Source organism: Nocardioides endophyticus (assembly GCF_039543845.1).
GTDB classification, from domain to species: Bacteria; Actinomycetota; Actinomycetes; order Propionibacteriales; family Nocardioidaceae; genus Nocardioides; species Nocardioides endophyticus.
Genome location: NZ_BAABKN010000036.1, coordinates 200,471 through 224,808, shown reverse-complemented (window position 1 = coordinate 224,808; position 24,338 = coordinate 200,471). Strand labels below are relative to the sequence as shown.

26 protein-coding genes are annotated in these 24,338 nt (G+C 70.8%); 5 read left to right on the top strand and 21 right to left on the bottom strand.

From position 1 onward, the window contains the following. Window positions 1-149 precede the first annotated feature (149 nt). From lgt to trpC, 5 genes are read right to left on the bottom strand one after another with little or no spacing between them, the layout of a single operon-like run. A complete protein-coding gene (gene lgt, locus ABEA33_RS25615; protein WP_345529952.1) occupies window positions 150-1,121 on the bottom strand; it encodes a prolipoprotein diacylglyceryl transferase in 972 nt (323 codons plus the stop codon). Between the two features lie 10 nt (window positions 1,122-1,131). Beyond that, on the bottom strand, window positions 1,132-1,740 hold the full coding sequence (locus ABEA33_RS25610; RefSeq protein ID WP_345529951.1) for an SCO family protein: 609 nt from the start codon (window positions 1,738-1,740) through the stop codon (window positions 1,132-1,134). Continuing rightward, complete coding sequence (trpA, locus tag ABEA33_RS25605) at window positions 1,733-2,530, bottom strand: tryptophan synthase subunit alpha (protein ID WP_345529950.1); 798 nt, start codon at window positions 2,528-2,530, stop codon at window positions 1,733-1,735. Before trpA ends, ABEA33_RS25610 begins: the two co-directional genes overlap by 8 nt. Next, the gene (gene trpB, locus ABEA33_RS25600; protein WP_345529949.1) at window positions 2,527-3,768 is read right to left on the bottom strand and encodes a tryptophan synthase subunit beta; all 1,242 of its coding nucleotides are present in this window, start codon (window positions 3,766-3,768) and stop codon (window positions 2,527-2,529) included. The genes trpA and trpB overlap by 4 nt, the downstream gene beginning before the upstream one ends. After that, the gene (trpC, locus tag ABEA33_RS25595) at window positions 3,765-4,547 is read right to left on the bottom strand and encodes an indole-3-glycerol phosphate synthase TrpC (RefSeq protein WP_345529948.1); all 783 of its coding nucleotides are present in this window, start codon (window positions 4,545-4,547) and stop codon (window positions 3,765-3,767) included. Before trpC ends, trpB begins: the two co-directional genes overlap by 4 nt. Window positions 4,548-4,678: 131 nt before the next feature. Between trpC and ABEA33_RS25590 the strand changes: the two genes are divergently transcribed. Further along, window positions 4,679-5,023, top strand: coding sequence for a DUF4190 domain-containing protein (locus tag ABEA33_RS25590; RefSeq protein WP_345529947.1), 345 nt, complete (start codon window positions 4,679-4,681; stop codon window positions 5,021-5,023). 18 nt (window positions 5,024-5,041) lie between these two features. On the opposite strand, the gene ABEA33_RS25585 is transcribed toward ABEA33_RS25590, so the two are convergent. The 6 genes from ABEA33_RS25585 to ABEA33_RS25560 all read right to left on the bottom strand — a co-directional run bounded on the left by ABEA33_RS25585 (window position 5,042) and on the right by ABEA33_RS25560 (window position 10,399). Beyond that, on the bottom strand, window positions 5,042-5,500 hold the full coding sequence (locus ABEA33_RS25585) for a DUF2752 domain-containing protein (RefSeq protein WP_345529946.1): 459 nt from the start codon (window positions 5,498-5,500) through the stop codon (window positions 5,042-5,044). Between the two features lie 19 nt (window positions 5,501-5,519). Next, on the bottom strand, window positions 5,520-5,720 hold the full coding sequence (locus tag ABEA33_RS25580; RefSeq protein WP_345529945.1) for an HGxxPAAW family protein: 201 nt from the start codon (window positions 5,718-5,720) through the stop codon (window positions 5,520-5,522). 78 nt (window positions 5,721-5,798) lie between these two features. Continuing rightward, on the bottom strand, window positions 5,799-6,374 hold the full coding sequence (locus tag ABEA33_RS25575; protein WP_345529944.1) for a Trp biosynthesis-associated membrane protein: 576 nt from the start codon (window positions 6,372-6,374) through the stop codon (window positions 5,799-5,801). Then, window positions 6,367-6,726, bottom strand: a complete 360-nt coding sequence (gene hisI, locus ABEA33_RS25570) for a phosphoribosyl-AMP cyclohydrolase (RefSeq protein WP_345529943.1) — start codon at window positions 6,724-6,726, stop codon at window positions 6,367-6,369. The genes ABEA33_RS25575 and hisI overlap by 8 nt, the downstream gene beginning before the upstream one ends. Window positions 6,727-6,761: 35 nt before the next feature. Further along, a complete protein-coding gene (locus tag ABEA33_RS25565) occupies window positions 6,762-8,576 on the bottom strand; it encodes an ABC transporter ATP-binding protein (protein WP_345529942.1) in 1,815 nt (604 codons plus the stop codon). Then, window positions 8,573-10,399, bottom strand: coding sequence for an ABC transporter ATP-binding protein (locus ABEA33_RS25560; protein WP_345529941.1), 1,827 nt, complete (start codon window positions 10,397-10,399; stop codon window positions 8,573-8,575). Before ABEA33_RS25560 ends, ABEA33_RS25565 begins: the two co-directional genes overlap by 4 nt. Before the next feature lie 115 nt (window positions 10,400-10,514). Here ABEA33_RS25560 and ABEA33_RS25555 point away from each other — a divergent pair, with 115 nt between their 5' ends. Continuing rightward, a complete protein-coding gene (locus tag ABEA33_RS25555; RefSeq protein WP_345529940.1) occupies window positions 10,515-11,144 on the top strand; it encodes a TIGR03085 family metal-binding protein in 630 nt (209 codons plus the stop codon). A 336-nt stretch (window positions 11,145-11,480) separates the two neighbouring features. Continuing rightward, entirely contained in the window at window positions 11,481-11,645 is a 165-nt protein-coding gene (locus ABEA33_RS25550) for a hypothetical protein (protein ID WP_345529939.1), read from the top strand. Window positions 11,646-11,649: 4 nt separating this feature from the next. Here the strand turns inward: ABEA33_RS25550 and hisF are convergent, their stop codons facing one another. The 7 genes from hisF to hisD form a co-directional block, all read right to left on the bottom strand. After that, entirely contained in the window at window positions 11,650-12,411 is a 762-nt protein-coding gene (gene hisF / locus ABEA33_RS25545; protein ID WP_345529938.1) for an imidazole glycerol phosphate synthase subunit HisF, read from the bottom strand. Next, window positions 12,408-13,142: a bifunctional 1-(5-phosphoribosyl)-5-((5-phosphoribosylamino)methylideneamino)imidazole-4-carboxamide isomerase/phosphoribosylanthranilate isomerase PriA gene (gene priA, locus ABEA33_RS25540; protein ID WP_345529937.1), complete on the bottom strand. Its 735-nt coding sequence runs from the start codon at window positions 13,140-13,142 to the stop codon at window positions 12,408-12,410. The genes hisF and priA overlap by 4 nt, the downstream gene beginning before the upstream one ends. Before the next feature lie 12 nt (window positions 13,143-13,154). Then, window positions 13,155-13,478 (bottom strand): hypothetical protein, encoded by a 324-nt coding sequence (locus ABEA33_RS25535; RefSeq protein ID WP_345529934.1) that lies wholly within the window; start codon window positions 13,476-13,478, stop codon window positions 13,155-13,157. Between the two features lie 67 nt (window positions 13,479-13,545). Continuing rightward, entirely contained in the window at window positions 13,546-14,184 is a 639-nt protein-coding gene (hisH, locus tag ABEA33_RS25530; protein WP_345529933.1) for an imidazole glycerol phosphate synthase subunit HisH, read from the bottom strand. Next, a complete protein-coding gene (hisB, locus tag ABEA33_RS25525) occupies window positions 14,181-14,780 on the bottom strand; it encodes an imidazoleglycerol-phosphate dehydratase HisB (protein WP_345529932.1) in 600 nt (199 codons plus the stop codon). Before hisB ends, hisH begins: the two co-directional genes overlap by 4 nt. Further along, on the bottom strand, window positions 14,773-15,864 hold the full coding sequence (locus ABEA33_RS25520) for a histidinol-phosphate transaminase (RefSeq protein WP_345529931.1): 1,092 nt from the start codon (window positions 15,862-15,864) through the stop codon (window positions 14,773-14,775). The genes hisB and ABEA33_RS25520 overlap by 8 nt, the downstream gene beginning before the upstream one ends. Then, a complete protein-coding gene (gene hisD / locus ABEA33_RS25515) occupies window positions 15,861-17,162 on the bottom strand; it encodes a histidinol dehydrogenase (RefSeq protein ID WP_345529930.1) in 1,302 nt (433 codons plus the stop codon). The genes ABEA33_RS25520 and hisD overlap by 4 nt, the downstream gene beginning before the upstream one ends. A 91-nt stretch (window positions 17,163-17,253) precedes the next feature. Between hisD and ABEA33_RS25510 the strand changes: the two genes are divergently transcribed. Both ABEA33_RS25510 and ybaK read left to right on the top strand, forming a co-directional pair. Beyond that, complete coding sequence (locus ABEA33_RS25510; RefSeq protein WP_345529929.1) at window positions 17,254-17,940, top strand: LON peptidase substrate-binding domain-containing protein; 687 nt, start codon at window positions 17,254-17,256, stop codon at window positions 17,938-17,940. Then, the gene (ybaK, locus tag ABEA33_RS25505; RefSeq protein ID WP_345529928.1) at window positions 17,940-18,428 is read left to right on the top strand and encodes a Cys-tRNA(Pro) deacylase; all 489 of its coding nucleotides are present in this window, start codon (window positions 17,940-17,942) and stop codon (window positions 18,426-18,428) included. Before ABEA33_RS25510 ends, ybaK begins: the two co-directional genes overlap by 1 nt. 27 nt (window positions 18,429-18,455) lie before the next feature. Here ybaK and ABEA33_RS25500 read toward each other — a convergent pair whose 3' ends face one another. Genes ABEA33_RS25500 through dnaE form a run of 3 tightly spaced genes read right to left on the bottom strand, consistent with a single transcriptional unit; the run spans window position 18,456 to window position 24,296 of the window. After that, complete coding sequence (locus ABEA33_RS25500) at window positions 18,456-20,117, bottom strand: DUF3352 domain-containing protein (protein ID WP_345529926.1); 1,662 nt, start codon at window positions 20,115-20,117, stop codon at window positions 18,456-18,458. Window positions 20,118-20,169: 52 nt separating this feature from the next. Continuing rightward, the gene (locus ABEA33_RS25495; RefSeq protein WP_345529924.1) at window positions 20,170-20,712 is read right to left on the bottom strand and encodes a hypothetical protein; all 543 of its coding nucleotides are present in this window, start codon (window positions 20,710-20,712) and stop codon (window positions 20,170-20,172) included. After that, window positions 20,709-24,296 carry a DNA polymerase III subunit alpha gene (gene dnaE, locus ABEA33_RS25490; RefSeq protein ID WP_345529922.1) on the bottom strand — a complete coding sequence of 1,196 codons (3,588 nt, stop codon included), beginning with the start codon at window positions 24,294-24,296 and terminating at the stop codon, window positions 20,709-20,711. The genes ABEA33_RS25495 and dnaE overlap by 4 nt, the downstream gene beginning before the upstream one ends. Between the last annotated feature and the right edge of the window lie 42 nt (window positions 24,297-24,338).

The window sequence follows — 24,338 nt, the reverse complement described above, 5'->3', positions numbered from 1 at the left end:
GTGCGAAGAAGGCACCGGGCATTCTCCCGTCGTCTCAGCGCCGCGCTGGCCCCACGACGTTGTCGGGCCGGCGCCGGCGGATCAGCGATGCAGATTCTGCGGGCAGGGGACGACATTGGCCCTGGCAGAAAGGACAGATTAACACCGCTCTAGGGGTGCTCCTGACCTCTGTCCGTCGTCGGGTCGTCCGCCTCACGCGGCTCTGCAGGCCCGCCAGAGGTGGACGAGTCCATTTCAGCGGCAGAGTCAGTGTCCGAGCCGGTCTCCGGTCCGCGCCCCTCGGCGTACACCTGCTCCTCGCGTCCGGGGTGGCGGCGAGCACTGACGACGAACCACACGAGGCCGGCGACGAAGAGCACCAGCGAGGTCCACACGTTGAAGCGCAACCCGCCGACGTCCTCGAGCTCGACGGTGTCGATCCGCAGCATCTCGATCCAGCCGCGGCCGAGCGTGTAGATCATGATGTAGAGCGCGACGACCCGGCCGTAGCCGAGCCGGAACCTGCGGTCGGCCCAGACCAGGATCCCGAAGGCCGCCAGGCACCACAGGCTCTCGTAGAGGAACGTCGGGTGGAACGTCGTGCCCGACGGGTAGCCGGCCCGGACCGCGGTGTCATCACTGACGGACAGCCCCCAGGGCAGGTCGGTCGGACGGCCGAACAGCTCCTGGTTGAACCAGTTGCCCCACCGGCCGATCGCCTGGGCGACCAGGACCCCGGGCGCCATCGCGTCGAGGACCGGCAGCAGCTTGATGCCCTTGCGCTTCGCGGCGATGATCGCCCCGACGGCGCCCAGCGCGATCGAGCCCCAGACCCCGAGGCCACCCTTCCAGACGTAGAGCGCCTCGATCGGGTGCTGCCCGGCGCCGAAGTAGAGGTCGTGGTCGGTGAGCACGTGGTAGAGCCGGCCGCCGACGAGCCCGAACGGCACCGCCCAGATCGCGATGTCCTGGATGTCGCCGGCGCGGCCGCCGCGCGCGACCCAGCGTCGCTCGCCGATCCAGATCGCCGCGACGATGCCGAGGATGATCGCGAGCGCGTAGCCGCGCAGCGGGAGGGGGCCGAGGTACCAGATCCCCGAGGAGGGGCTGGGGATCGAGAGCACGGTGGTGAGTGCGGTCATGGGGCGCTCATCAGTCCTTGTCGAGCAGCTGGTGGATGTCGGCGGCGAAGTCGGCGGAGGAGGTGTCCTCGCTCCAGTAGACCGTGCCTTCGTCGTCGGCGTCGACGCCGGTGATCGTGGTGCCGTGCGTGACGTCGTAGCCGCCGGACGGGAGCTTGTCGCCCTGGGTGATGCCGACGCCGAGCGGCTTGGCGACGGCGACGATCGTGTCGAGGTCACCGGTCAGGCCGATGAACTTCGGGTCGATGTGGGAGAGGTACCTGTCCAGCACCTCCTCCGTGTCACGGGCCGGGTCGGTGGTCACGTAGACGACGTCCACGCGGTCCCGGTCGCTGTCGTCGAGGCGGGTCATCGCCGAGGCGAGGTTGGACATCACGACCTGGCAGATGTCCGGGCAGTGCGTGTAGCCGAAGAAGACCAGGGTCAGGTCCTTGTCGGTGTCCTCGGTGAGCGAGAACGGCTCACCGTCGACGTCGGTGAGCGGCGTCGAGGACACCTCGAACGGCGGGTCGAGCTCGGTGCCGTGCAGCCCACCGCCCGCGCTGTCGCCGTCGCCGCCGCAGGCGGCGAGCGGGATCAGCAGGGCGGTGAGTACGGCGGCGAGGGCGCGCCTACCCACGCCGTACCCCGGCCGCCAGGTCCTCGGTCAGCCGGGCCAGCGCTCGCAGCCCGGTGCCGGTGTTGTCGGGGTGGTCGAGCAGCGCGCGCACGAACGCCGAGCCGACGATCACGCCGTCGGCGTACGACGCCACCTCGGCCGCCTGGTCGCCGTTGCTGACACCCAGGCCGACCCCGACGGGGAGGTCGGTCGCTGCGCGGGTGCGGGCGACGAGCGGCCCAGCCAGGTCTGAGGTGGTGGTGCGGGCGCCGGTGACGCCCATGACGGCGGTCGCGTAGACGAACCCCCGGCAGGCTGCCGTGGTCATCGCGATCCGCTCGTCCGTGGACGACGGCGCGACCAGGAAGACCTTGTCGAGGTCGTGCTCGTCGGCGGCCTCTGCCCACGTCGTGTCGGCGTCCGGCGTGAGGTCGGGCGTGATCAGGCCCGCTCCCCCGGCGTTGGCCAGGTCCTGGGCGAACCGGGAGACGCCGTACCGCTCGACGGGGTTCCAGTAGGTCATCACCAGGGTCGGGGTGCCGGTGGCCGCGACGGCCTCGACGGTGCGCAGCACGTCCTTGGTGCGGACACCGCGCTCGAGAGCCTGTTGGGCGGCGGCCTGGATGGTCGGGCCGTCCATGACGGGATCGCTGTAGGGCAACCCGATCTCGATGACGTCGCAGCCGGCGTCGACCATCGTGCGCAGGGCCTCGATGCCTCCGGCGACGTCGGGGAAGCCGGCGGGCAGGTAGCCGACCAGCGCGGCGCGGCCTTCGGCCTTGGCCGTCTCGAAGGCGGTGCTGCTGCTCATGCAGGGTCTCCCGTCTCGGCGTCCGGCTCTCCGAGGTGGAAGTACTCCAGCGCCGTGCCCATGTCCTTGTCGCCGCGGCCCGAGAGGTTGACCAGGATCGTCTGGCCCTGCCGCTGCTCGGCGATCCGCAGCGCGCCGGCGAGCGCGTGCGCCGACTCGATCGCCGGGATGATGCCCTCGGTGCGCGCCAGCAGCGACATCGCGTCCATCGCCTCGGCGTCGGTCACCGGCTCGTACGTCGCTCGACCGATGTCGGCGAGGTGGGCGTGCTGGGGGCCGACTCCCGGGTAGTCGAGCCCGGCCGAGATCGAGTGGGACTCGACGGTCTGGCCGTCCTCGTCCTGGAGCACGAACGTCCGGGCGCCGTGCAGCACCCCCCGCTCGCCGGCGTAGATCGTCGCCGCGTGCCGGCCGGTCTCGTAGCCGTCGCCGCCCGCCTCGAACCCGTAGATCGCCACGTCGGCGTCGTCGAGGAACGCGGTGAACAGGCCGATCGCGTTGGACCCGCCACCGACGCAGGCCACGATCGCGTCCGGCAGGCCGCCGTACTGCTCGATGCTCTGGGCGCGGGCCTCGTCGCCGATGCCGCGGCAGAACTCGCGGACCATCGTCGGGAAGGGGTGCGGTCCGGCTGCGGTGCCGAAGAGGTACGCCGTGTGGTCGACGCTCGCGACCCAGTCGCGCAGCGCCTCGTTGATCGCGTCCTTGAGGGTGGCGCTGCCGGAGTCGACGGCGACCACCTTCGCGCCGAGGAGGTTCATCCGGGCGACGTTGAGCGCCTGTCGCTTGGTGTCCACCGAGCCCATGTAGACCGTGCAGTCGAGGCCGAAGTACGCCGCTGCGGTGGCACTCGCGACCCCGTGCTGGCCGGCACCGGTCTCGGCGATCACCCGGGTCTTGCCCATCCGCTTGGTCAGCAGGGCCTGGCCGAGGACGTTGCGGATCTTGTGGGCGCCCGTGTGGTTGAGATCCTCTCGCTTGAGCAGGATGCGCGCGCCGACCTTGTCGCTGAGCCGCTCGGCGAAGTAGAGCGGGCTCGGGATCCCGGCGTAGTCACGCAGGATCGCCTCGAACTCGGCGATGAACGTCGGGTCGGCCATCGCGTCCTGCCACGCGACCGTGAGCTCGTCGAGCGCCGCGACCAGGGCTTCGGGCATGAACCGCCCGCCGAAACCGTCGGGGCCTCCGAACCAGCCGCGCGCGTCGGCGTCGTACGGCGTGGGCGCATGGGTCGTCATGCTTCAACTCCTGTCATCGCGGCGACCGCGGCCTGCGGGTCACCGTCCCTCACCAGCGCCTCGCCGACGAGGACGGCGCGGGCCCCCTCGCCGACGAAGCGCTTGACGTCTGCGGGGCCGAAGATGCCGCTCTCCGCGACCTTGACCCGGTCATCCGGGATCAGTGGCGCGAGCCGGCCGAAGGTGTCGTCGTGGATCTCGAGGGTCTTGAGGTTGCGCGCGTTGACGCCGACCAGCTCGGCACCGAGCTCGACCGCCCGCTCGGTCTCGGGCTCGTCGTGGACCTCGACGAGCACGGTCAGGCCGAGCTCGCGGGCCTCGTCGTGGAGGCGGCGCAGGGTGTCGTCATCGAGCGCAGCGACGATGAGCAGCGCCAGATCGGCGCCCGCGGCCCGGGCCTCGACCAGCTGGTAGCTGGTGACGATGAAGTCCTTGCGCAGCACCGGGGTGTCGACGGCGGCGCGGACGGCGCGCAGGTCGTCAAGACTGCCGCCGAAGCGCCGCTGCTCGGTCAGCACGCTGATCGCCGCGGCCCCACCCGCGGCGTACTGCTGCGCGAGGTCGGCGGGGTCGGGAATGTCCGCGAGGTCGCCCTTGCTGGGACTGCGCCGCTTGACCTCGGCGATCACGCTCGAGCCCCGAGCACGGAAGTGCGGCATCGGGTCGAGCGGCGGGTCGACGTCGGCCAGCGCGGCACGCAGGTCGGCCAGCGGCACGCATGCCTCCCGCTCGGCCAGGTCGACGCGCACGCCGGCGACGATGTCGTCGAGCACGGACATGCTGTTCTCCCACCAGATGGTCACCCTTGCGTGGCCAGTGTTTCACGCGGCATGAAGGCGGCGTCCGTGGGTAGTGTCCGCTGAACACGGCCCGGGAGACGGACCGGCCGACAACCCCGAAGGGCCCATCAGTGAGCTACTCCGAACCACCCCCGCCTCCCCCGCAGTACGGCGCCCCGGTGCCGCCGCAGGGTGGCATGCCGCCGAAGAAGTCGGGCATGGCTGTCGCCAGCCTGGTGCTCGGCATCCTCGCCGTGATCCCGTGCTTCTGGGGATGCTTCATCTTCGGCATCCTCGGCGTCGTCTTCGGCCAGCTCGGCAAGAAGGACATCCGCGACTCGGGCGGCGCCAAGACCGGCGAGGGCCTGGCCAAGTGGGGCTTCATCCTCGGCATCGTCGGCATCGTCGCCGGTGTCCTCTACTGGATCCTGGTCGCCACGGGCGCCGTGGACCTCAGCTACAACACCGACGTCTGAGCTGCTCTCCCCGTCGGGTCAGGGCGCGAGCCACGACCCGGCGGGGAGGTTGCGCAGCACCGTGAAGACCGTCAGCAGTGCGAGCGACACGTGCGCCGTCGGCGTGATCACGCTCATCGACAGCCGCACGGGCCGCCCGCGCCACCGGCCGATCGCCCACAGCGCCAGGCCGATCACGATGAACGGCAGGGCCACGACGAACGCCAGGTTGCTCGACGCGGCGCCGGCCAGGTCGCCGTGGGTGAGGTCGTTGACGGCCCGCAGGCCACCGCACCCCGGGCAGTAGACGCCCAGGGCCGCGCTGGGGCAGAGCCCCCACGAGCCATGCTCGTGCGGGTCGCGGAGCCTCAGGGCGAGCGTCGCGATCCCCAGGCCGCCGATGACCAGCGCGGGGCCTCGGACCCGCTGCCAGCGCGTCGCCGGGCCCCCCTCTGTGAAGGGCGTCTCGGCGACGGGCGGCGGGGCCGTGGCGGTCACGAGGCTCAGCCCACGACTGTCAGTGCGTGGACTCGTGGTAGCCGAGCTTCGCCATCACCAGGAAGAGCACGAACGCGCCGACACCGAGCGCGATGCCGACCCAGAGGATCACCCAGCTGATGGGGTCGAGCATCAGCCCGACCGCGCCGACCACGAAGCCGAGCATGGCGACCGTGACGGCCGTCCAGGCAGCGGGGGTGTTGCCGTGGTTGTCAGACATGCAGGCTCCTCGAGCACGGGGCGGATGTGGCGCGAGCACAGTCTATTCAGGTCGGGTCCGGCTGGTGCGGCAGTGGGGTCAGGCAGTCGGGTCGCGCCCCTCGTCCATCGCCTTCCAGAGGTCCAGGCTGCTCTGCTCCTCGGGCGGGACGGCCGGCGGGGCGGGGGCCGCGCCGGGCGCGTCGTACCGGGTGCCCATCTCGGGCCAGGCCGGCGCCCAGGCGACCGCGAGCGCTCCGGCGACGGTGCAGAGCAGGGCGCCGATCACCGCGACCCAGTACCAGAGCGTGTGGCTGAGCTCGGGATCGCTGATGCCGACGAGGGCGAGCTCGTCGCGGAACTGGTCCGGGACCTGGGAGTACGCCGCGAGCGCGGCCACGACGGCCCCGACGGCCGCGATCGTGCCAAGTGCGGCGACGGCTCGGCGGACCCGTCGGCGGGTCACCAGCACCACACCCCAACAGGCCAGCACGACCAGGCCGAGGGCGGTCACGAGCGGCAGATGCGCGTCGAAGGAGACCAGCCGACTGCTGACCGCGGTGGCCGCGTCGCCGGAGCCCTTGACCGCCGGCTTCTCCCCGGCGACCGCGGTCAGGGTGCCCGCCGCCAGGCCGAGCAGCACGACGGGGCCGAACGTACGACGCCGCTCACTCATCGGCGTTCGTCCGAGCGAGCAGGTCGGCGTCGAAGCAGGTCCGGTCGCCGGTGTGGCAGGCGGCCCCGACCTGATCGACCTTGACCAGCAACGTGTCGCCGTCGCAGTCGAGGCGCACCTCCTGGACCCACTGGACGTGGCCCGAGGTGTCGCCCTTGACCCAGTACTCCCGACGCGAGCGGCTCCAGTACGTCGCGCGGCCGGTGCTGAGCGTCCGCGCCAGCGCCTCGTCGTCCATCCACCCGAGCATCAGCACCTCGCCGGTGTCGTGCTGCTGGACCACGGCGGGCACCAGGCCCTCCGCGGTGCGCTTGAGGCGGGCAGCGATGTCAGGGTCCAACGGGGTGGTCACGACTCGATTATCCCTCGCTGGTGGTTTCGAGGCGCTCACGCGGGGTCAGCGGCTCGGACCCAGCTCGCGTGCAGCCCGGCGTACACGGACCCCTCCTGTTGGACCAGGGCGGCGTGCGGGCCGCGCTGCACGATTCGACCCTGGTCGACGACGACCACCTCGTCGGCGCTCTCAGCGGTCGACAGGCGGTGCGCGATGGTGACGCTGGTGCGACCGGTCATCAACCGCTCCAGTGCCCGCCCGATCCGCATCTCCAGCGCCGGGTCGACCGAGCTGGTGGCCTCGTCGAGGACCAGCAGGTCGGGGTCGGCGAGCTGGGCGCGCAGCAGCGCCACGAGCTGGCGCTCACCGGCCGACAGCGACTCGCCGCGCTGGCCGACGCGGGTCTCGAGGCCTGCAGGCAGGCCGGCGAGCCAGTCACCCAGGCCGAGCTCCTCGGCACCGGCGAGCATCTCCTCCGCGGTGGCCCCGAGGCGTCCGTAGCGCACGTTGCTGGCGAGGGTGTCGTCGAAGAGGAATCCCTCCTGCGGCACCAGCACCACGCTGCGCCGCAGCGACTCCTGTGCGATCTCTCGCACGTCGATGCCGTCCAGCAGGACGGCGCCGGCCGACGGGTCCATCAGTCGGGTGAGCAGCTTGGCGATGGTCGACTTGCCCGAGCCGGTCTCGCCGACGACCGCGACCCGGGTGCCGGCTGGGATGTCGAGGTCGATCTCGCGCAGCACGGGCGGGCCACCGGGGTAGGCGAACGTGACGTCGCGCAGCGAGACGTCGATCGGGCCGCGGGGCAGCACCTGTCCCTCCTCCCCCGGGTCGACCAGGTCGGCGGGTGTCTCGAGGATGCCGATCACCCGGCGCCAGCTCACCAGGGCGTTCTGGGCGTCGGTGAAGATCTGGGTGCCCATCTGCACCGGTCCGACGAAGAGGGTAACCAGGAAGGCGAACGCGAGGACCTTGCCGGCCGTGAGGTCCTGGCCGAAGCCACCGCCGTGCAGGCCGATCTGGATCCCGACGACCAGGACCGCGGCGTTGGCGAGCCCAGCAGAGATCCCGCCGAGCGAGAACGACACGACCGTGAACTGCTGAGCCCGCGTGCTGGCCGTCTTGTACTCGTCGATCGCCTCGTCGATCCGGCTCTGGGTGCGGCCCTCGATCGCGTAGGACTTCACGACCGCCGCACCGACGACGGGCTCCGAGATCGCGGAGAGCATCACGGCGACCTGGCGCCGAACCACGCCGTACGCGTCGGAGAGCTTGCGCTGGAAGTAGCGGATGGAGAGGAAGAGCGGAGCGAAGCAGAGCCACACGACCAGCGCGAGCTGCCAGCTGTAGATCACCATCACGACCGTCGCGATGATCACCTGCCCGACGCTCACGATCAGCAGCAGGCCCCCGAACACCAGGAACTGGCTGACCTGGTCGACGTCGCTCGTCACGCGCGAGACCAGGGCGCCACGGCGCTCGGTGTTCTGCGTCAGCACCGGTAGGTCGTGCACGTGCCGGAACGCCTTCACCCGCAACGTGGCGAGACCCCGCTCGGACGTCGTGAAGAGGCGCGTGGTCATCAGGTAGGACGCCCAGCTGGCGAGCACGATCGCCGCAGCCGCGGCCAGACCCATCATCACCGTGAACGAGACGTCGGGTCCGCCGGAGCCGTTGATCCCGCGGTCGAGGGTCTGCTGCACCGCGATCGGGACGACGACCTGACCGGTCGCGGCCAGGAAGGCCAGAGCGATCGTCCAGCCCAGACCGTCCTTCAGCTCGGGCGAGACCTCCACACCGCGGCGGATGGTCTCGATCGCGCCGATGTCCTCGCCGGTGTCCATCCCGGTGTTCGTGGTGGTGCTCATGAGGTCACCTCTCCCACGAGCTCGCCCGTGTGCTCGTAGGCGTTGACGAGGCGCGCGTACGCCGGGCTGCGGCCGAGCAGCTCCTCGTGGGTGCCCCGGTCGGCGATCCGGCCGTCCTGGAGGTGCACGACTTCGTCGGCCAGCCCGATGGTGGCCTTGCGATAGGCGACCACGACCAGGCTGCTGCCCCGGTCGGCCCCCTCCCGGTTGCTCTGTCGGAGTGCTTGGAGGATGCGCGCCTCGACCTCGGGGTCGACCGCCGAGGTGGCGTCGTCGAGCACCAGCAGCCGCGGCCTCCGGACCAGAGCCCGCGCCAGGGAGATCCGCTGTCGCTGCCCGCCGGACAACGACGTGCCGCGCTCACCGAGACGGCTGTCGAGGCCGTCGGGCAAGGCCGCGACGAACCCGTCGGCCTGAGCAGCGCGGAGAGCGGCCCAGACATCGCCGTCGGACACGTCCGCCCCGAGGGTCACGTTGCCCCGGACGGTGTCGTCGAAGAGGAACGCCGACTGCGGCACCAGCGCCACGGCCTCAGCGAGCTCGCCGCGCGCGAAGTCACGCAGGTCGCTCCCGTCGAGCATGACCCGGCCCTCGTCGGGGTCGACCAGGCGGGCCATCAGCGTGGTCAGCGTGCTCTTGCCGGAGCCGGTGGCCCCGACCAGGGCTACGGTGCGTCCCGGCTCGACCGTGAACGACACGCCCTCGATCAGCGGCTGCTCGGGGTCGTAGCGGTAGCCGAGCCCGTCCACCTCCAGACGCGCACCCGAGGCGGCATCCGGGTCGACGGTGTGGTCGCCGTACGGCATCTCGCCGGTCGCCCGCAGCACCGAACGCACCCGGTGGTAGCCCACGACGCTGCGCGGGAACTCACCCAGCAGCCAGCCGATCGCGCGGATGGGGAACGAGACGATCGTGAGCAGGTAGGCGATCGTCACCACGTCACCGGCGTTGGTCGCGCCGCTGAGGACCCGCTCGACGCCGACGACCAGCACGATCAGGACGCCCAGGTTGGGGAGTGCTGCCAGGGTCGGGTCGAAGGCGGCACGGATCCGGCCGGCGCGGATGTTGACGTCGCGCAGCAGGTGGGCCTTCTCGGCGAATCTGGCGGTCTCCTCGGCCTCGCGGCCCAGGGTCTTGACCACCATCGCTCCGTCGAAGGACTCGTGGGCCACCTCGCTGAGCTCGGCGCGCAGCTGCTGCGCCTTGGTCATCAGCGGGGAGGCGAGACGCTGGTAGGCCACGTTGGCGAGCACCACGGCGGGGAAGACCAGCAGGCCGACCAGGGCCATCACCACGTCGGCGAAGAACATCTGGGCCACGGCGATCACCATCATCGCCAGCACGCCGACCGCCATCGGCAGCGGCGCGATCGGACCCCACGCCGCCTCGACGTCCGAGTTGGCGTTGGACAGCAGCTGGCCGGTCGGGTGTCGGTGGTGCCACTCCATCGGGAGCGCGAGGTACTGCCGGGTCACCTCTCGGCGAGTGTGGGCCTGCATCCGGTACTGCATGACACCGGCACCGAGCCGGCGCGCCACGATGCCGACCGCGCGGAGCAGCGCGACGCCGAGGAAGAGCGCGAAGACCGCGACCATCACGCCGGCCCCGATCTCGCCGTCCTTGAATGCGGGCAGCACGACGTGATCGGTCGACCAGCCGAGCACCCAGGCGTCCGCGACGGTGAGCGCGCCGAACAAGACGCTGCCGACGGTGGAGAGCGCGAAGATCCACGGCTCGCGACGGATCGCCACCCCGAGGACCCGGAATCCCTCGACCGAGGTCCCCCGCTTGTTGTAAGACCCACTACCGAGTGTCTCGCTCACTACCTGCCCGTCGCCGCCTGATGCTGTGCCGACGGGGAACCCCGCCGTCGGGTCAGGCTATTCCCACCCGCCGACATCGGGCGCGCCCACGGTGCCGGCGGCTACTGTCGGTCGCGTGACCGAGCCCCTCTCCCGCCGAGAACGTGCCGCCCTCTGCGACCTCGCACTCGAGGTCGGCCCCGACTCGCCGACGGAGTGCACCGGCTGGACCGCGAAGGACCTCGTCATCCACCTCCTCGTGCGCGAGCGGAGCCCGCTCGGTGCCGCGGGGATCATGGCCTCCCCGCTCGCCGGCTTCACCAAGCGGGCGTCCGAGCGCTTCGAGCAGCGGGAGTACGCCGCGCTCGTCGACCGCCTTCGGTCGCCGGGCGGCATGTTCGCGATCCCGGCCGTCGACAAGGCGGCGAACACCTTCGAGTACGTCGTGCACCACGAGGACCTGCGGCGCAGCCAGCCCGGCTGGGAGCCCCGACAGCTTGACCTGGTCGACCTGGATGCTCTGTGGGGCCAGCTCGCCAAGGGTCTCGGCTTCTTCGGCCGCAAGCTCCCCGGCCCGACCGTCGTACGCCGTGCCGACACCGGTGCGACCGCAGTCGGCAAGAAGGGCGCCGCCGCCGTCACGGTCACCGGCGACGTCGTCGAGCTGGTCCTCTTCCTGTTCGGTCGTCCGGCGGCCCGCGGGCTGGAGTTCGACGGCCCCGACGAGGCCGTGTCCGCTCTCCGGGAGGCTGATCTCGGGGCGTAGGGGCCAGGGATACCCGGTTCACCGGGTATCCCTGAGGTTCTCGGGCAATGCAAAGGCCCAGAGGTTCCAGAAGTGCCCGAGAAGTCGTCGTGCCGTCAGTGCACGAGGCGGCTCTGGGCGATCGGGACGACGAGTATGCTCTCGCCGAGGCGGGTGGCCGCGCCTGGGCGGGCTGGACGCCCGGACGATGAAGCAGGTGGCCGAGATCGACGACGTCCCCGACGCCGACCAACGAGAACGTCGGCTCTGCGGTCGTCGGGGACGACCTGGTCGTCACCACCCGGACGAGCAGAAGATCCATACCCTCCACGGCCCTGAGGCGATACCGTCAGCATCGTGTGGACCTGGATCGTGGCGGTCGCCGCCGGCATCTACGCTTTCTGGCCGCGTGCGGATGGCCTCGACTCCCGGGTCGACCGGGCCACGGGCATCGCCCATGGTCGAGCCGGCAACTACAGCGGCACCAGCAACAGTGGCGCCGACGGCGGAGGCGGGCTCTGAGCCCTCAGCGCACCGGGTGACCAGCGGACGCGAGCGACTGCTTCACGTCCGCGATGCGCAGCGTCCCGAAGTGGAAGACGGTCGCGGCGAGCACCGCGTCCGCACCGGCCTCGACCGCGGGCGGGAAGTGCTCGGTGGCGCCCGCGCCGCCCGAGGCGATCACCGGGATCGAGACCTCGCGTCGTACGGCGCGGATCAGCTCGAGGTCGAACCCGTCCTGGGTGCCGTCGGCGTCCATCGCGTTGAGCAGGATCTCGCCCGCGCCGAGCTCGGCGGCGCGCACGGCCCACTCGATCGCGTCGAGCCCGGCGGACTTGCGGCCCCCGTGCGTCGTGACCTCGAAGCCGGAGGAGGAGCCGGGCGCCCGGCGGGCGTCGACGGAGAGCACCAGCACCTGGTTGCCGAACCGGTCCGCGATCTCGGCCACCAGCTCGGGACGGTTGATCGCGGCGGTGTTGACGGCGACCTTGTCGGCGCCGGCGCGGAGCAGCCGGTCGACGTCCTCGACGCTGCTCACGCCCCCGCCCACGGTGAGCGGGATGAAGACCTCCTCGGCCGTGCGCGACACGATCTCCATCGTGGTGGCGCGGCCCTCGTGGGAGGCCGAGATGTCGAGGAAGGTCAGCTCGTCGGCGCCCTCGGCGTCGTAGATCCGAGCCAGCTCGACCGGGTCGCCGGCGTCCCGGAGCTGCTGGAAGTTGATCCCCTTGACCACCCGCCCGGCGTCGACGTCCAGGCACGGGATGACGCGTACGGCGAGGCTCACCGCTCGCCCTTGGTGAGCGCGAGGGCGTCCTCGAGCGTGAACCGGCCCTCGTAGAGCGCGGTGCCGGCGATCGCACCCTCGACCCCGTCGGCGACCAGGCCCATCAGGGCCTCGATGTCGGCGAGGGTCGTGACGCCACCCGAGGCGACGACGGGCGCGTCGGTGACGGCACAGACGTCGCGCAGCAGCTGCAGGTTGGGCCCCTGGAGCATGCCGTCCTTGTTGACGTCCGTGACGACGTAGCGCGCGCAGCCCTCGGCGTCGAGACGAGCGAGCGTCTCGTAGAGGTCGCCGCCCTCCTTGGTCCACCCGCGGGCCGCAAGGGTGGTGCCGCGGACGTCGAGGCCGATCGCGATCCGGTCGCCGTGCTCGGCGATGATCCGGGCGCACCACTCCGGCTGCTCGAGCGCGGCGGTGCCGATGTTGACCCGGCGGCAGCCCGTGGCGAGCGCCGCCTCCAGGGACTCGTCGTCGCGGATGCCGCCGCTCATCTCGACCTTGATGTCGAGTGCTCCGACGATCTCCGCCTGCAGGTCACGGTTGGTGCCGCGGCCGAACGCCGCGTCGAGGTCGACCAGGTGCAGCCACTCCGCACCGGCGTCCTGCCAGCGCATCGCGGCGGCGACCGGGTCGCCGTACACGCGCTCGGAGCCGGCGATGCCCTGGGCGAGCTGGACGGCCCGGCCCTCCGTGATGTCGACGGCGGGGAGGAGCTCGAGGTAGTCGGACATGTCTTCTCTCAGTCAGCTGGTCAGGAGGATGAGGACGATCGGGGTGATCAGCAGGCTCAGCGCAAGCGCCAGCAAGCGCGCGGGCCAGTCGGGGTAGGCGAGCCAGACGAGCAGGTTGACGACGACCACCCCGATCACGAACAGCGTCGAACGGGTACGGCGGCGCTGCGCGATGATCCCGCCGGGTCCCTTGCGCGGCTTCGGGAGCCAGGACGTCAACGCCGCCTTGCGAGCAGTACGGCGTCGCTGTCGCTCGACCGCGGCGGCCCGCGCGGCGGCAGCGGCGGCCTCCTGCTGCTCGCGCTCGGCGCGCCGCTGCGCGCGCTCCTTGCTCATCCGGGGTCCCCGCGGAAGCGTGGGCTGGAGGAGCGAAGCGGGGGAAGACCGCGGTTTCGTGGGGTGGTCATCTGAGCGTGTCCACCCAGTTGCGGAGGAGCGCCGCGCCCGCATCGCCGGACTTCTCGGGGTGGAACTGGGTCGCCGTGAGCGGACCGTTCTCGACCGCCGCCACGAAGCGGTCACCACCGTGCTCGGACCAGGTCACCAGGGGCGCGCGAGTGCGGTCGTTGGTCTCGAGGGTCCAGTCGCGCACGCCGTAGGAGTGCACGAAGTAGAAGCGCTCGTCCTGGATCCCGTCGAAGAGCGTGGAGCCAGCCGGCACGTCGACGGTGTTCCAGCCCATGTGGGGCACGACGGGCGCCTGGATCCGCTCGACGACGCCCGGCCACTCGTCGCAGCCCTCGGTCTCGACCCCGTGCTCCACCCCGCGCTCGAAGAGCACCTGCATGCCGACGCAGATGCCCAGCACCGGGCGGCCGCCCGCGAGCCGGCGGCCGATGATCCGCTCGCCCTTGATGGCGCGCAGACCGGCCATGCAGGCGGCGTACGCGCCGACGCCGGGCACGAGCAGCCCGTCGGCGTTGAGCGCGGTGTCGAAGTCACCCGTGAGCGTCACATCGGCGCCCGCACGCTCGACCGCGCGCACGGCAGAGCGGAGGTTGCCCGACCCGTAGTCGAGAACCACCACGTTCGGTTGGGTCACAGAGCGCCCTTGGTGCTGGGGATCCCCGTCTCCCGCGGGTCGATCGCGACGGCGTCGCGGAAGGCCCGGGCGAATGCCTTGAACTGGGTCTCCACGATGTGGTGCGGCTCGCGGCCGGCCAGCACGCGCACGTGCAGGGCGATGTGGGCGTGGAAGGCGATCGTCTCGAAGACGTGCCGCGTCAGCGAGCCGAGGTAGTCGCCACCGAGCACGACGTACTGCTGACCCTCCGGCTCGCCGGTGTGCACGCAGTAGGGGCGCCCGGAGACGTCCACGACCGCCTGCACCAGCGCCTCGTCGAGCGGCACGGTCGCGTCGCCGAAGCGGCGTACGCCGGACTTGTCACCGAGTGCCTCGCGCAGCGCCTGGCCGAGCACGATCGCGGTGTCCTCGACGGTGTGGTGCGCGTCGATGTGGGTGTCGCCCTCGGTCTGGACCGTCAGGTCGAGCAGCGCGTGGCGGCCGAGCGCGTCGAGCATGTGGTCGTAGAAGCCGACGCCGGTGGAGATGTCGGTCCGGCCGGTGCCGTCGAGGTTCACCTCGACGTGGACCTTGGACTCCTTGGTCTGACGCTCGATGCGTGCAGTCCTACTCATTGCTTGTCCTCACCTGGGTCAGTGCTTCCTTGAACGCCATCATCTCGTCCGCGGTGCCGATCGAGACCCGCAGCCATCCGTCCGGACCGGTCTCGCGGATCAGCACACCCCGGTCGAGCAGCCCCTGCCACACAGCATGACGGTCCGCGAACGTCCCGAACAACGCGAAGTTGGCGTCGGAGTCGGCCACCTGGAGACCCTGGGCCCGGAGCCAGTCCACGGTGGCGTCCCGCTCGGCGCGCAGCTCGTCGACCTTGCCGAGCAGCTCGGGGGCGTGCCGCAGCGCCGCTAGCGCGGCCGCCTGGGTGACCGCGGAGAGGTGGTAGGGCAGGCGGACGACGCGGATCGCGTCGCAGATCGCCGGGTCGGCGGCGAGGTAGCCGAGCCGGAGGCCGGCGGCGGCGAACGCCTTGCTCATGGTGCGGGTGACGACCAGGTTGCGGTACTCGGGCAGCAGCTCCACCGCGCTCGGCACGCCGGTACGCCGGAACTCGCCGTACGCCTCGTCGACGACGACGATCCCGTCCCCTGCTGCTTCACACAGCATCCCGACCGCCTCCGGCGGGAGTGCCGTGCCCGTGGGGTTGTTGGGGCTCGGCAGCAGCACCACGCTCGGCTGGGTCTCCTTGACCAGATCGTGCGCGTCGTCGAGGTCGAGCGAGAAGTCGCTCTCGCGCCTGCCCACGACCCACTCGGTGACGGTGTTGCGGGCGTACTCGGGATACATCGAGTACGTCGGCGCGAAGCTCAGCGCGGCCCGACCCGGTCCCCCGAACGCCTGCAGCAGCTGCAGCATCACCTCGTTGGACCCGTTGGCCGCCCACACCTGCTGGGGAGCCACGCCGTGCGGCGTGTCCCTGCTCAGGTACGCCGCGAGCGCGGTGCGCAGCTCGACGAACTCCCGGTCCGGATAGCGGTTGAGCGTGGTCGCGGCCGCCCCGACGGCCGACGCGATGTCAGCGACGCAGGCGGGCGACGGCCCGTAGGGGTTCTCGTTGACGTTGAGCTGGACGGGCACGTCCAGCTGCGGGGCGCCGTACGGCTCGATCCCCCGCAGCTCCTCGCGGAGCGGCGGCCAGCTCATCTGTCGAACCGGACGGAGACTGCTGCGCCGTGGCCGGGCAGGTCCTCGGCGTTGGCGAGCGTGACGACGTGGTCGGCCACCTCGGCGAGGGCGTCTCGGGTGTAGTCGACCACGTGCACCGACTTGGTGAACGCGCGCACCGACAGCCCGCTGCTGTGGCAGGCGCAACCGGCGGTGGGGAGGACGTGGTTGGAACCGGCGCAGTAGTCGCCGAGGCTCACCGGGGCGTACTGACCCACGAAGATCGCGCCCGCGTTGCGTACCCGGGCGGCGTACGACGACGCGTCCGCGGTGTGGATCTCGAGGTGCTCGGCGGCGTACGCGTTGACGACGTCGAGGCCCTGCTCGAGGTCGTCGACCAGGACGATCCCGGACTGGTTGCCCGACAGGCTCGTGCGGATCCGCTCGGTGTGCTTGGTCGCGAAGACCTGCTTGTCGAGCTCGGCGTCGACCTCGTCGGCGAGCCGCACGGACGGGGTGACGAGCACGGCGGCGGCCAGCGGGTCGTGCTCGGCCTGGCTGACCAGGTCGGACGCGACGTACGCCGCGTCCGCGCTGTCGTCAGCGAGGATCGCGATCTCGGTCGGCCCCGCCTCGGAGTCGATGCCGACCTGGCCCTTGAGCAGGCGCTTGGCCGTGACCGTGTAGATGTTGCCCGGACCGGTGACCAGGTCGACCTTGGCGCACGGACCAACGCCGTACGCGAACATCGCGATCGCCTGGGCACCGCCGACGGCGTACACCTCGTCGATGCCGAGCAGCGCGCACGCGGCCAGGATCGTCGGGTGCACGGCGCCCCCGAACTCCTTCTGCGGCGGGCTGGAGAGCGCGATCGACCGCACGCCGGCGGTCTGTGCAGGGACGACGTTCATCAGGACGCTGGAGACCAGCGGAGCCAGGCCACCGGGCACGTAGAGCCCCACCCGGTCGACCGGCACCTTGCGGTGCGTGACGCGGGCGCCGGGACCGAGGTCGGTCACCGCGTCGTGCTCGAGCTCGTTGGCGCAGGTCAGCCGCAGTCGGCGGATCGACTCCTCGAGGCCGGCGCGGATGGCAGGGTCGAGCTCGGCCAGCGCGCGCTCGAGCGCTGCGGGCGAGACTCGGATGTCATCGACGGTCACCCCGTCGAAACGCTCGCCGTACTCCCGGATCGCGTCCAGGCCGCGGGTACGGACGGCCTCACAGATCGCATGCACCGCCGGCACCGCAGCCTCGACGTCGAAGTCGGCGCGGGGCACGGCTGCGCGGTAGTCGACCGTCGTCCGGTCGGCTCCTCGCAGGTCGATGCGTTGGATCATGGGGCAATTCTACGAGCGAACCCCTGCCGCACCGGATGCGCGTCCGGTGGTTGAGGTGCGAGAGCCAGCGAGCCTCGAAACGACCAGTGCGATGACCGACTACGTTGAGGGCGTGAGCGACACGCTGCCGATGTTCCCCCTGAACGCGGTGCTGTTCCCCGGGCTCAGCGTCCCGCTCAAGGTCTTCGAGGACCGCTACCGGGCGCTCGTCCACCACCTGCTCCGCGTCGACGATCCAGCCGAGCGCGCGTTCGGCTCGGTCGGCATCCGCGAGGGCTACGAGGTCGGCGACCACGGCGCGCAGTCGCTCTACCGGATCGGCTGCCGGATGCAGCTCACCGAGATCGAGAGCCACCCCGACGGCACCTTCGACGTGGTGGCGGTCGGGATGGAGCGGATCGAGCTCCAGCGCCTCGACACGACCGGCACCTTCCCGGTCGGTCACGTGGTGGACCTGCCGGACACGTCCGCGCCGGTGCCCGAGGAGGTGATGGTGCGTGCCCGGGCCGCCTTCACGGCCTACCGGGTCGCCCTGACCGATCTGCGAAACGACCCGTACGACGGCGCGCTCCCCCGCGACCCGACGTACCTCTCCTGGACGCTCGCCGCCGTCGCGCCGCTGCCCATGTCGGAGCGCCAGGCCCTGCTCGAGGCCGAGGACGCGACCGAGCGTCTGGTCCTGCTGACCGACCTGCTGCGCAGCGAGCTGCGTGCGATGAACGTCATCCCGTCGCTGCCGGCCACCGAGGTGGCCCGTACACGTTGGTCTCCCAACTGATGGCCAAGAAGAACTCGTCCGGCGGCACTCCGGCTACGGTCGCGCTGACCCGCACCGGGGTCGCGTTCACGCTCCACGAGTACCACCACGACCCGCGCACCGAGTCCTACGGCCTGGAGGCCGCGGAGGCGCTCGGCGTCGAGCTCGGCCGGGTCTTCAAGACGCTGATGTCGACTGTCGACGGAGTCCTCACCGTCGGCATCGTCCCGGTGTCCGGCCAGCTCAACCTCAAGTCCCTGGCCCGCGCGGTCGGCGGCAGCAGGGCCGCGATGGCCGACGTCGCGGCCGCTGAGCGAGCCACGGGGTACGTCGCCGGCGGGATCTCGCCGATCGGCCAGAGGCGCGCGCATCCGACCGTCCTCGACAGGTCAGCCTCCGAGCACGCCACGATCTTCGTCTCGGCCGGTCGTCGGGGGCTGGACCTGGAGATCACCCCCGACGACCTGGTGCGCGTCACCCGCGCGATCGTCGCCCCGATCGGGCGTTGAGCCAGGCCTCGACACGCCGGTCGACCGCTACCCCGTCGTCACCTTGATCACGGCGTGCGCGACGTCGTCGTCGACCCAGGAGCTCATGCCGAGAGCCTTCAGCGGTGCCAGGTTGTCGCGCACCTCGGCGTCGTCCCCCGCCAGCTCGGCGAGCCAGCCGTCGCCGGCGTCGAAGTTGATGTAGACGATCGCGGCCGCGTCGTCGGCGTGCTCGACCACGCTCTCGAACGCCTCGGAGTCCCCGAGGCCGCCGTCCTCGAGCAGGACGGCCCGGTAGCTGGCGTCAGGCCCGATCGCGACGACGTCACCCTTCGCGTCGCTGTCGAGGATCCCCTCGTCGGCGCCGCCGGCGGTCGCGCGGAGCTTGTCGAGGACGCCCCCGATGTCGTTCGAGTCGCCGAGCACCTTCACCCCGATCCCGGTCAGGCCACTCCCGGCCTCCGACCCGGGGCTGGGCATCACCGATGACGGGTCGAAGTCCGCGTCGACCGCGACGGCCACGGACTCGCCGAGGAGAGTCTCCAGGTCGCCCGGCAGGTCGAGGCCGAGCTGGGTGCCGATCTCGGACATCAGGTCGTCGGTCGACTCCCCTGAAGACTTCGCGACCTGGTCGAAGATGTCGGTGACCCAGCCCTCCTCGAAGCTCATCCCGATCGCGGCGGCGGTGTCGTCGGGCAGCGTCGAGACCGCCTCCGCGCCCTCGTCGCCGGCGGTCAGATCGCGGCCGGTGGCGGCCGGGTCGGCGGCGAGCTCGAGCTCGAGCCCGCCGTCGTCGAAGCGGACCGTCGCGGCCGCACCCTTGAAGTCCTTGAACGCCTCGGTCAGCTCGTCGGGAGCGGCCGCTGGATCGCCGCCCAGCTCGTCGAGTCCGCCGAGTGCCGCGAGATCCTCGGTCAGGCCGTCGGCGAGGGCCTTGCCGGCCGCCGGAGCGGCGTACATGGACATGATGCCGCCGTCGCCGGCGGCACCCGTCCACTGCTGGAAGTCGTCGTCATCTGCGAGCGACGAGTCGGCGGCGTCCGCCGCGACACCGTCCACGGTCTTCTGGTCCTCGCCCAGCAACGCCCAGTCGCCGTCGATGGACCAGGCCACGTCGTCGGGCCCGCCACCACCGCACTCGCGGAGCTTGCCCAGACCCTCGTCGGCCGCATCCGCGTCGGACACCTGGATCACGAAGACCGGCGCGGGCTGGTCGTCACCGGTATCGACCGCCGCCACCGCGAACCGGTCGCCCAGCCACGGCTCGATGTCGCCGTAGTCGAGGCCGGCGCACTCGGTCTCACCCTGGATCTCGTCGAAGATCCACTCCCGGATGTCGTCGTCGGTGTCGAGACCGATCTCGTCCTCGAAGGCCGGGAACTGCTTGAGGGTGCGCAGCGCCTCGATCTTCTGCCCGCCGCTGGGGTCCAGGTCGATGCTGACGTAGCCGAGCGTCGAGGCGGGCAGCGCCTCCGCCGGCTGGGCACCGGTCGAGAAGAACGACCACGCGGCCCAGGCCGCGCCGCCCACGGCGGCGGCACCCACGAGGGCAGCGACAGCGATCACCGTCGTACGCCGACCGCCTCCCGACGAGGTCGGCGGCGTCCCGTCTCCCCCGCGGCTGTCGAGGTACTCGACCGGCCCGCCGGGCGGAAGACCTCCGTGAGGGGGCTCGGACGGGGGCGGCCCAGCAGGAACGTCGAACGACACAGACAGACCTCACGATCGGATCGCCGGCCCGTGCCGGCGAGATGGCTGCAGCCTACTCAGCGGCGACGTCGTTCGGAGGCGTCTCCACAGACGACGCCTGCTGCCGTGGCGACAGCCCGATGAAGACGAACAGGAGCCCGAGCAGAGCACCGCTCGGCAGCGCGCCCCACGGGCTGTACCCCGTGACGGACAGCTGCATCGGGAGCCGGGTGCCGTCGTCGGCGGTGCGGGCTGCGACGTCCGGGTCGGGCGGCCCGAGCGCGGTGCCGACCACCAGCATCAGCCAGGCGGCGAGCCCCGACCCGACGACCACGGCGGCGAGAGTCAGCAGCGGCACCCGGTCGGCCAGCAGCGCGACGGCGATGCCCGCGACCAGACCGGCGACCAGGGCGACGATGACGTACCAACCGGTGCCGGAGAACTCGTGCTGGAGCCCGATCGCGTCGCCGGCGGACCAGTGGTGGTCGACGACGACGCCGATCGTCGGGGTCCAGAGCCACTGCCACACGACACCGGCGAGCGCACCGACCGCGGCAAGCGCGGCCACGACGAGTCCGAGCTGGAGCACGACCTGCTTGTCCATCTCGGCTGTCATCCGGTCAGGCACCCGGGGCCGAGGAGCTGCTTGAGGTCGGCGAAGAGCGCCGGGCTCGGCGTGACCCGGTGGTGGTCGCCGATGCGCATCACCAGGGTCTTCTCCCGCATCAGCACCTTGAGGTGCACCTCGGTCACACCTGGGTGGGTCCGCAGCACGTCCTTGAGATGGTCCACCGTGTCGGCGTTGACCCGGGTCTGCGGCAGCTTGATCACGACGGGACCGGACGGACCGTCCGAGAGGTCCGGGATGCTGACCTCCTGACCCATGATCTCCGGCTGATCCTTGCTCCGCGACAGCCGGCCCTTGACCGTGATGATCGCGTCCTCGGAGATCAGGTGCCCCGCGAGCTGCCACGAGCTCGGGAAGAGCAGCACGTCGATCGCACCGTCGAGATCCTCGAGCGTCACCATCCCCCAGGCGTCGCCGCGCTTGGTGATCTTGCGCTGCACGCCGGTGACCAGGCCGGTGATCGTGATCGGGCTGCCGTCGGCGCGGTCCTCGTCGAGCATCAGCTGGCCGACCGTGCAGTCGGAGCTGTTGGCGAGCAGGTGCTCGAGCCCGAGCAGCGGGTGGTCGGACACGTAGAGACCGAGCATCTCGCGCTCGTGTCCGAGCAGGGTCATCTTGTCCCACTCGTCCAGGTCGGGGATCGCGACCGATACACCGAAGCCGCTGTCGTCGTCGATCCCACCGAAGAGCGAGTCCTGACCGATCGCCTCGTTGCGCTTGATGTCGACGTACTGGTCGACCGCGGTCTCGTGGATGGCCACCAGTGCCCGGCGGCGGTGCTTCATCTCGTCGAAGGCGCCGGCCTTGATCAGCGACTCGATGACCCGCTTGTTGCAGACCTGGGCGGGCACCTTGTCGAGGAAGTCGTTGAAGTCCTCGTAGCGGCCCTTCTCCTCGCGCCCGCTCACCACGCCGTCGACGACGTTGCTGCCCACATTGCGGATCGCGGTCAGGCCGAAGCGGATGTCCTGGCCGACCGGGGTGAAGTTGTGCGACGACTCGTTGACGTCGGGCGGTAGCACCTGGATCTTCATCCGGCGGCACTCGTTGAGGTAGATCGCGGACTTGTCCTTGTCGTCCTTGACCGAGGTGAGGAGCGCCGCCATGTACTCGGCCGGGTAGTTGGCCTTGAGGTAGGCGGTCCAGTAGGACACCAGGCCGTACGCCGCGGAGTGCGCCTTGTTGAACGCGTAGTCGGAGAACGGCAGCAGCGTGTCCCAGAGCGTCTTGATCGCGCCCGCGGAGTAGCCGCGCTCGGACATGCCCGCGGAGAAGCCGGCGAACTGCTTGTCCAGCTCCTCCTTCTTCTTCTTGCCCATGGCGCGACGCAGGATGTCGGCCTGCCCGAGGGTGTAGCCCGCGAGCTTCTGGGCGATCGCCATGACCTGCTCCTGATAGACGATCAGGCCGTAGGTCTCGCCGAGCACGTCCTCCAACGCCTCGGCCAGCTCGGGGTGCAGCGCCTCGACCGGCTCGCGACCGGTCTTGCGGCGGGCGTACTTGTTGTGGGAGTCGGCACCCATCGGCCCGGGTCGGTAGAGGGCGCCGACGGCGGAGATGTCCTCGAACGAGTCGGGACGCATGCTGCGCAGCAGCGCGCGCATCGGGCCCCCGTCGAGCTGGAAGACGCCGAGCGTGTCGCCACGCTGGAGCAGCTTGTACGTCGCCTCGTCCGTGAGCTCGAGGTCCTCCAGGACCACGGTCTCGCCGCGGTTGGCCTCGATGTTGCGCACCGCGTCGTCGAGGACGGTGAGGTTGCGCAGCCCGAGGAAGTCCATCTTGATCAGGCCGAGCGACTCACAGGTCGGGTAGTCGAACTGCGTGATCATCGCGCCGTCGGCGGGGCGCTTGAGCATCGGGATGATGTCGAGCAGCGGCTCGCTGGACATGATCACGCCAGCGGCGTGCACACCCCACTGGCGCTTGAGGCCCTCGATGCCGATGGCGGTGTCGACGACGCGCTTGACGTCGTTGTCGGCGTCGTAGAGCGCCCGGAACTCGCCGCCCTCGCCGAACCGCTTGTGCTCGGCGTTGAAGATCTCCTTGAGCGGGACGTCCTTGCCCATCACCGCGGCCGGCATCGCCTTGGTGATGCGGTCGCCCATCGCGAACGGGTAACCGAGGATCCGCGAGGAGTCCTTGACCGCCTGCTTGGCCTTGATGGTGCCGTAGGTGACGATCATCGAGACCCGGTCGTCGCCGTACTTCTCGGTGACGTAGCGGATGACCTCGCCGCGCCGGCGCTCGTCGAAGTCGATGTCGAAGTCGGGCATCGAGACGCGGTCGGGGTTGAGGAACCGCTCGAAGATCAGGCCGTGGACCAACGGGTCCAGGTCGGTGATGCGCATCGCGTAGGCGACCATCGAGCCCGCACCGGAGCCGCGGCCCGGGCCGACTCGGATGCCGTTGTCCTTGGCCCAGTTGATGAAGTCGGCGACGACGAGGAAGTAGCCGGGGAAGCCCATCTGGGTGATGACGCCGACCTCGAAGTCGGCCTGCTTGCGTACGTCGTCGGGGATGCCGGCCGGGTAGCGGAACTGCAGCCCCTTCTCGACCTCCTTGACCAGCCAGGAGTCCTCGTTCTCGCCGGGCGGGCAGGGGAAGCGCGGCATGAACGTGCCGTTGCCCTCGGTGAAGGAGACGTCGCAACGCTCGGCGATCAGGAGGGTGTTGTCGCACGCCTCGCGGAGGTCGTACTTGTCGGCCCACAGGGCGCGCATCTCCTGGGCCGACTTGATGTAGTAGCCGTCGCCGTTGAAGGCGAACCGCTGCCCCGGACCGTCGCCGGCAGGGATGTCCATCGTCGACCCGGAGTTGATGCAGAGCAGGTGCTCCTGGCTCTTCGCGTCCTCCTTGTTGACGTAGTGCGAGTCGTTGGTGGCCAGCAGCGGGATCCGGAGGTCCTTGGCGAGCCGCAGCAGGCCGTCGCGGACCCGGGTCTCGATGTCGAGCCCGTGGTCCATCAGCTCGAGGAAGTAGTTGTCCTTGCCGAGGATGTCCTGGAAGTCGGCCGCCGTCTGGCGCGCGGCGTCGTACGCCCCGTGCCGCAGGTGGACCTGGACCTCGCCCGAGGGGCAGCCGGTGGTGCCGATGATCCCCTTGCCGTGCTGCGAGAGCAGCTCGCGGTCCATCCGCGGGTGCTTGAAGAACCCGTCGCGCCAGGCGCCGGTGGAGAGGCGGAAGAGGTTGTGCATGCCCTCGGTGGACTCCGAGAGCAGCGTCATGTGGGTGTAGGCACCGCGGTTGGAGACGTCGTCGGGGCCGCCGCCGTAGAAGTTCACGCCCTTGCGCTCGAAGCGCGAGATGTTGGGGGCGAAGTAGGCCTCGATGCCGATGATCGGCTTGACCCCGGCGTTCTTCGCCTTCTTGTAGAACTCGTAGGCGCCGAACACGTTGCCGTGGTCGGTCATCGCGATGGCGGGCATCCCCAGCTCGGCCGTGCGCTCCGCCATGGCACCGAGCCGAGCGGCTCCGTCGAGCATGGAGTACTCGGTGTGGACGTGGAGGTGGACGAAGGAGTCCTGGGAGCCTGTCGCCATCGTCGCGGGCCACTCCTCGTTGATCGTGGGCATGCCGGACAGAGCCGCGAGTCGGTCGTCGGCGCCGTGTGGGGA

Coding starts and splice junctions, on each gene's coding strand:
- ABEA33_RS25535 (WP_345529934.1), bottom strand. CDS start 13,478: ATGAGCAAGGAGCGCGCGCAGCGGCGCGCCGAGCGCGAGCAGCAGGAG.
- ybaK (WP_345529928.1), top strand. CDS start 17,940: ATGGCCAAGAAGAACTCGTCCGGCGGCACTCCGGCTACGGTCGCGCTG.
- ABEA33_RS25510 (WP_345529929.1), top strand. CDS start 17,254: ATGACCGACTACGTTGAGGGCGTGAGCGACACGCTGCCGATGTTCCCC.
- trpC (WP_345529948.1), bottom strand. CDS start 4,547: ATGTCCGTGCTCGACGACATCGTCGCCGGCGTGCGCGTCGACCTGGCC.
- lgt (WP_345529952.1), bottom strand. CDS start 1,121: ATGACCGCACTCACCACCGTGCTCTCGATCCCCAGCCCCTCCTCGGGG.
- dnaE (WP_345529922.1), bottom strand. CDS start 24,296: ATGCCCACGATCAACGAGGAGTGGCCCGCGACGATGGCGACAGGCTCC.
- ABEA33_RS25565 (WP_345529942.1), bottom strand. CDS start 8,576: ATGAGCACCACCACGAACACCGGGATGGACACCGGCGAGGACATCGGC.
- hisD (WP_345529930.1), bottom strand. CDS start 17,162: ATGATCCAACGCATCGACCTGCGAGGAGCCGACCGGACGACGGTCGAC.
- ABEA33_RS25575 (WP_345529944.1), bottom strand. CDS start 6,374: ATGAGTGAGCGGCGTCGTACGTTCGGCCCCGTCGTGCTGCTCGGCCTG.
- trpA (WP_345529950.1), bottom strand. CDS start 2,530: ATGAGCAGCAGCACCGCCTTCGAGACGGCCAAGGCCGAAGGCCGCGCC.
- hisB (WP_345529932.1), bottom strand. CDS start 14,780: ATGAGTAGGACTGCACGCATCGAGCGTCAGACCAAGGAGTCCAAGGTC.
- priA (WP_345529937.1), bottom strand. CDS start 13,142: ATGTCCGACTACCTCGAGCTCCTCCCCGCCGTCGACATCACGGAGGGC.
- ABEA33_RS25495 (WP_345529924.1), bottom strand. CDS start 20,712: ATGACAGCCGAGATGGACAAGCAGGTCGTGCTCCAGCTCGGACTCGTC.
- trpB (WP_345529949.1), bottom strand. CDS start 3,768: ATGACGACCCATGCGCCCACGCCGTACGACGCCGACGCGCGCGGCTGG.
- ABEA33_RS25520 (WP_345529931.1), bottom strand. CDS start 15,864: ATGAGCTGGCCGCCGCTCCGCGAGGAGCTGCGGGGGATCGAGCCGTAC.
- ABEA33_RS25580 (WP_345529945.1), bottom strand. CDS start 5,720: ATGTCTGACAACCACGGCAACACCCCCGCTGCCTGGACGGCCGTCACG.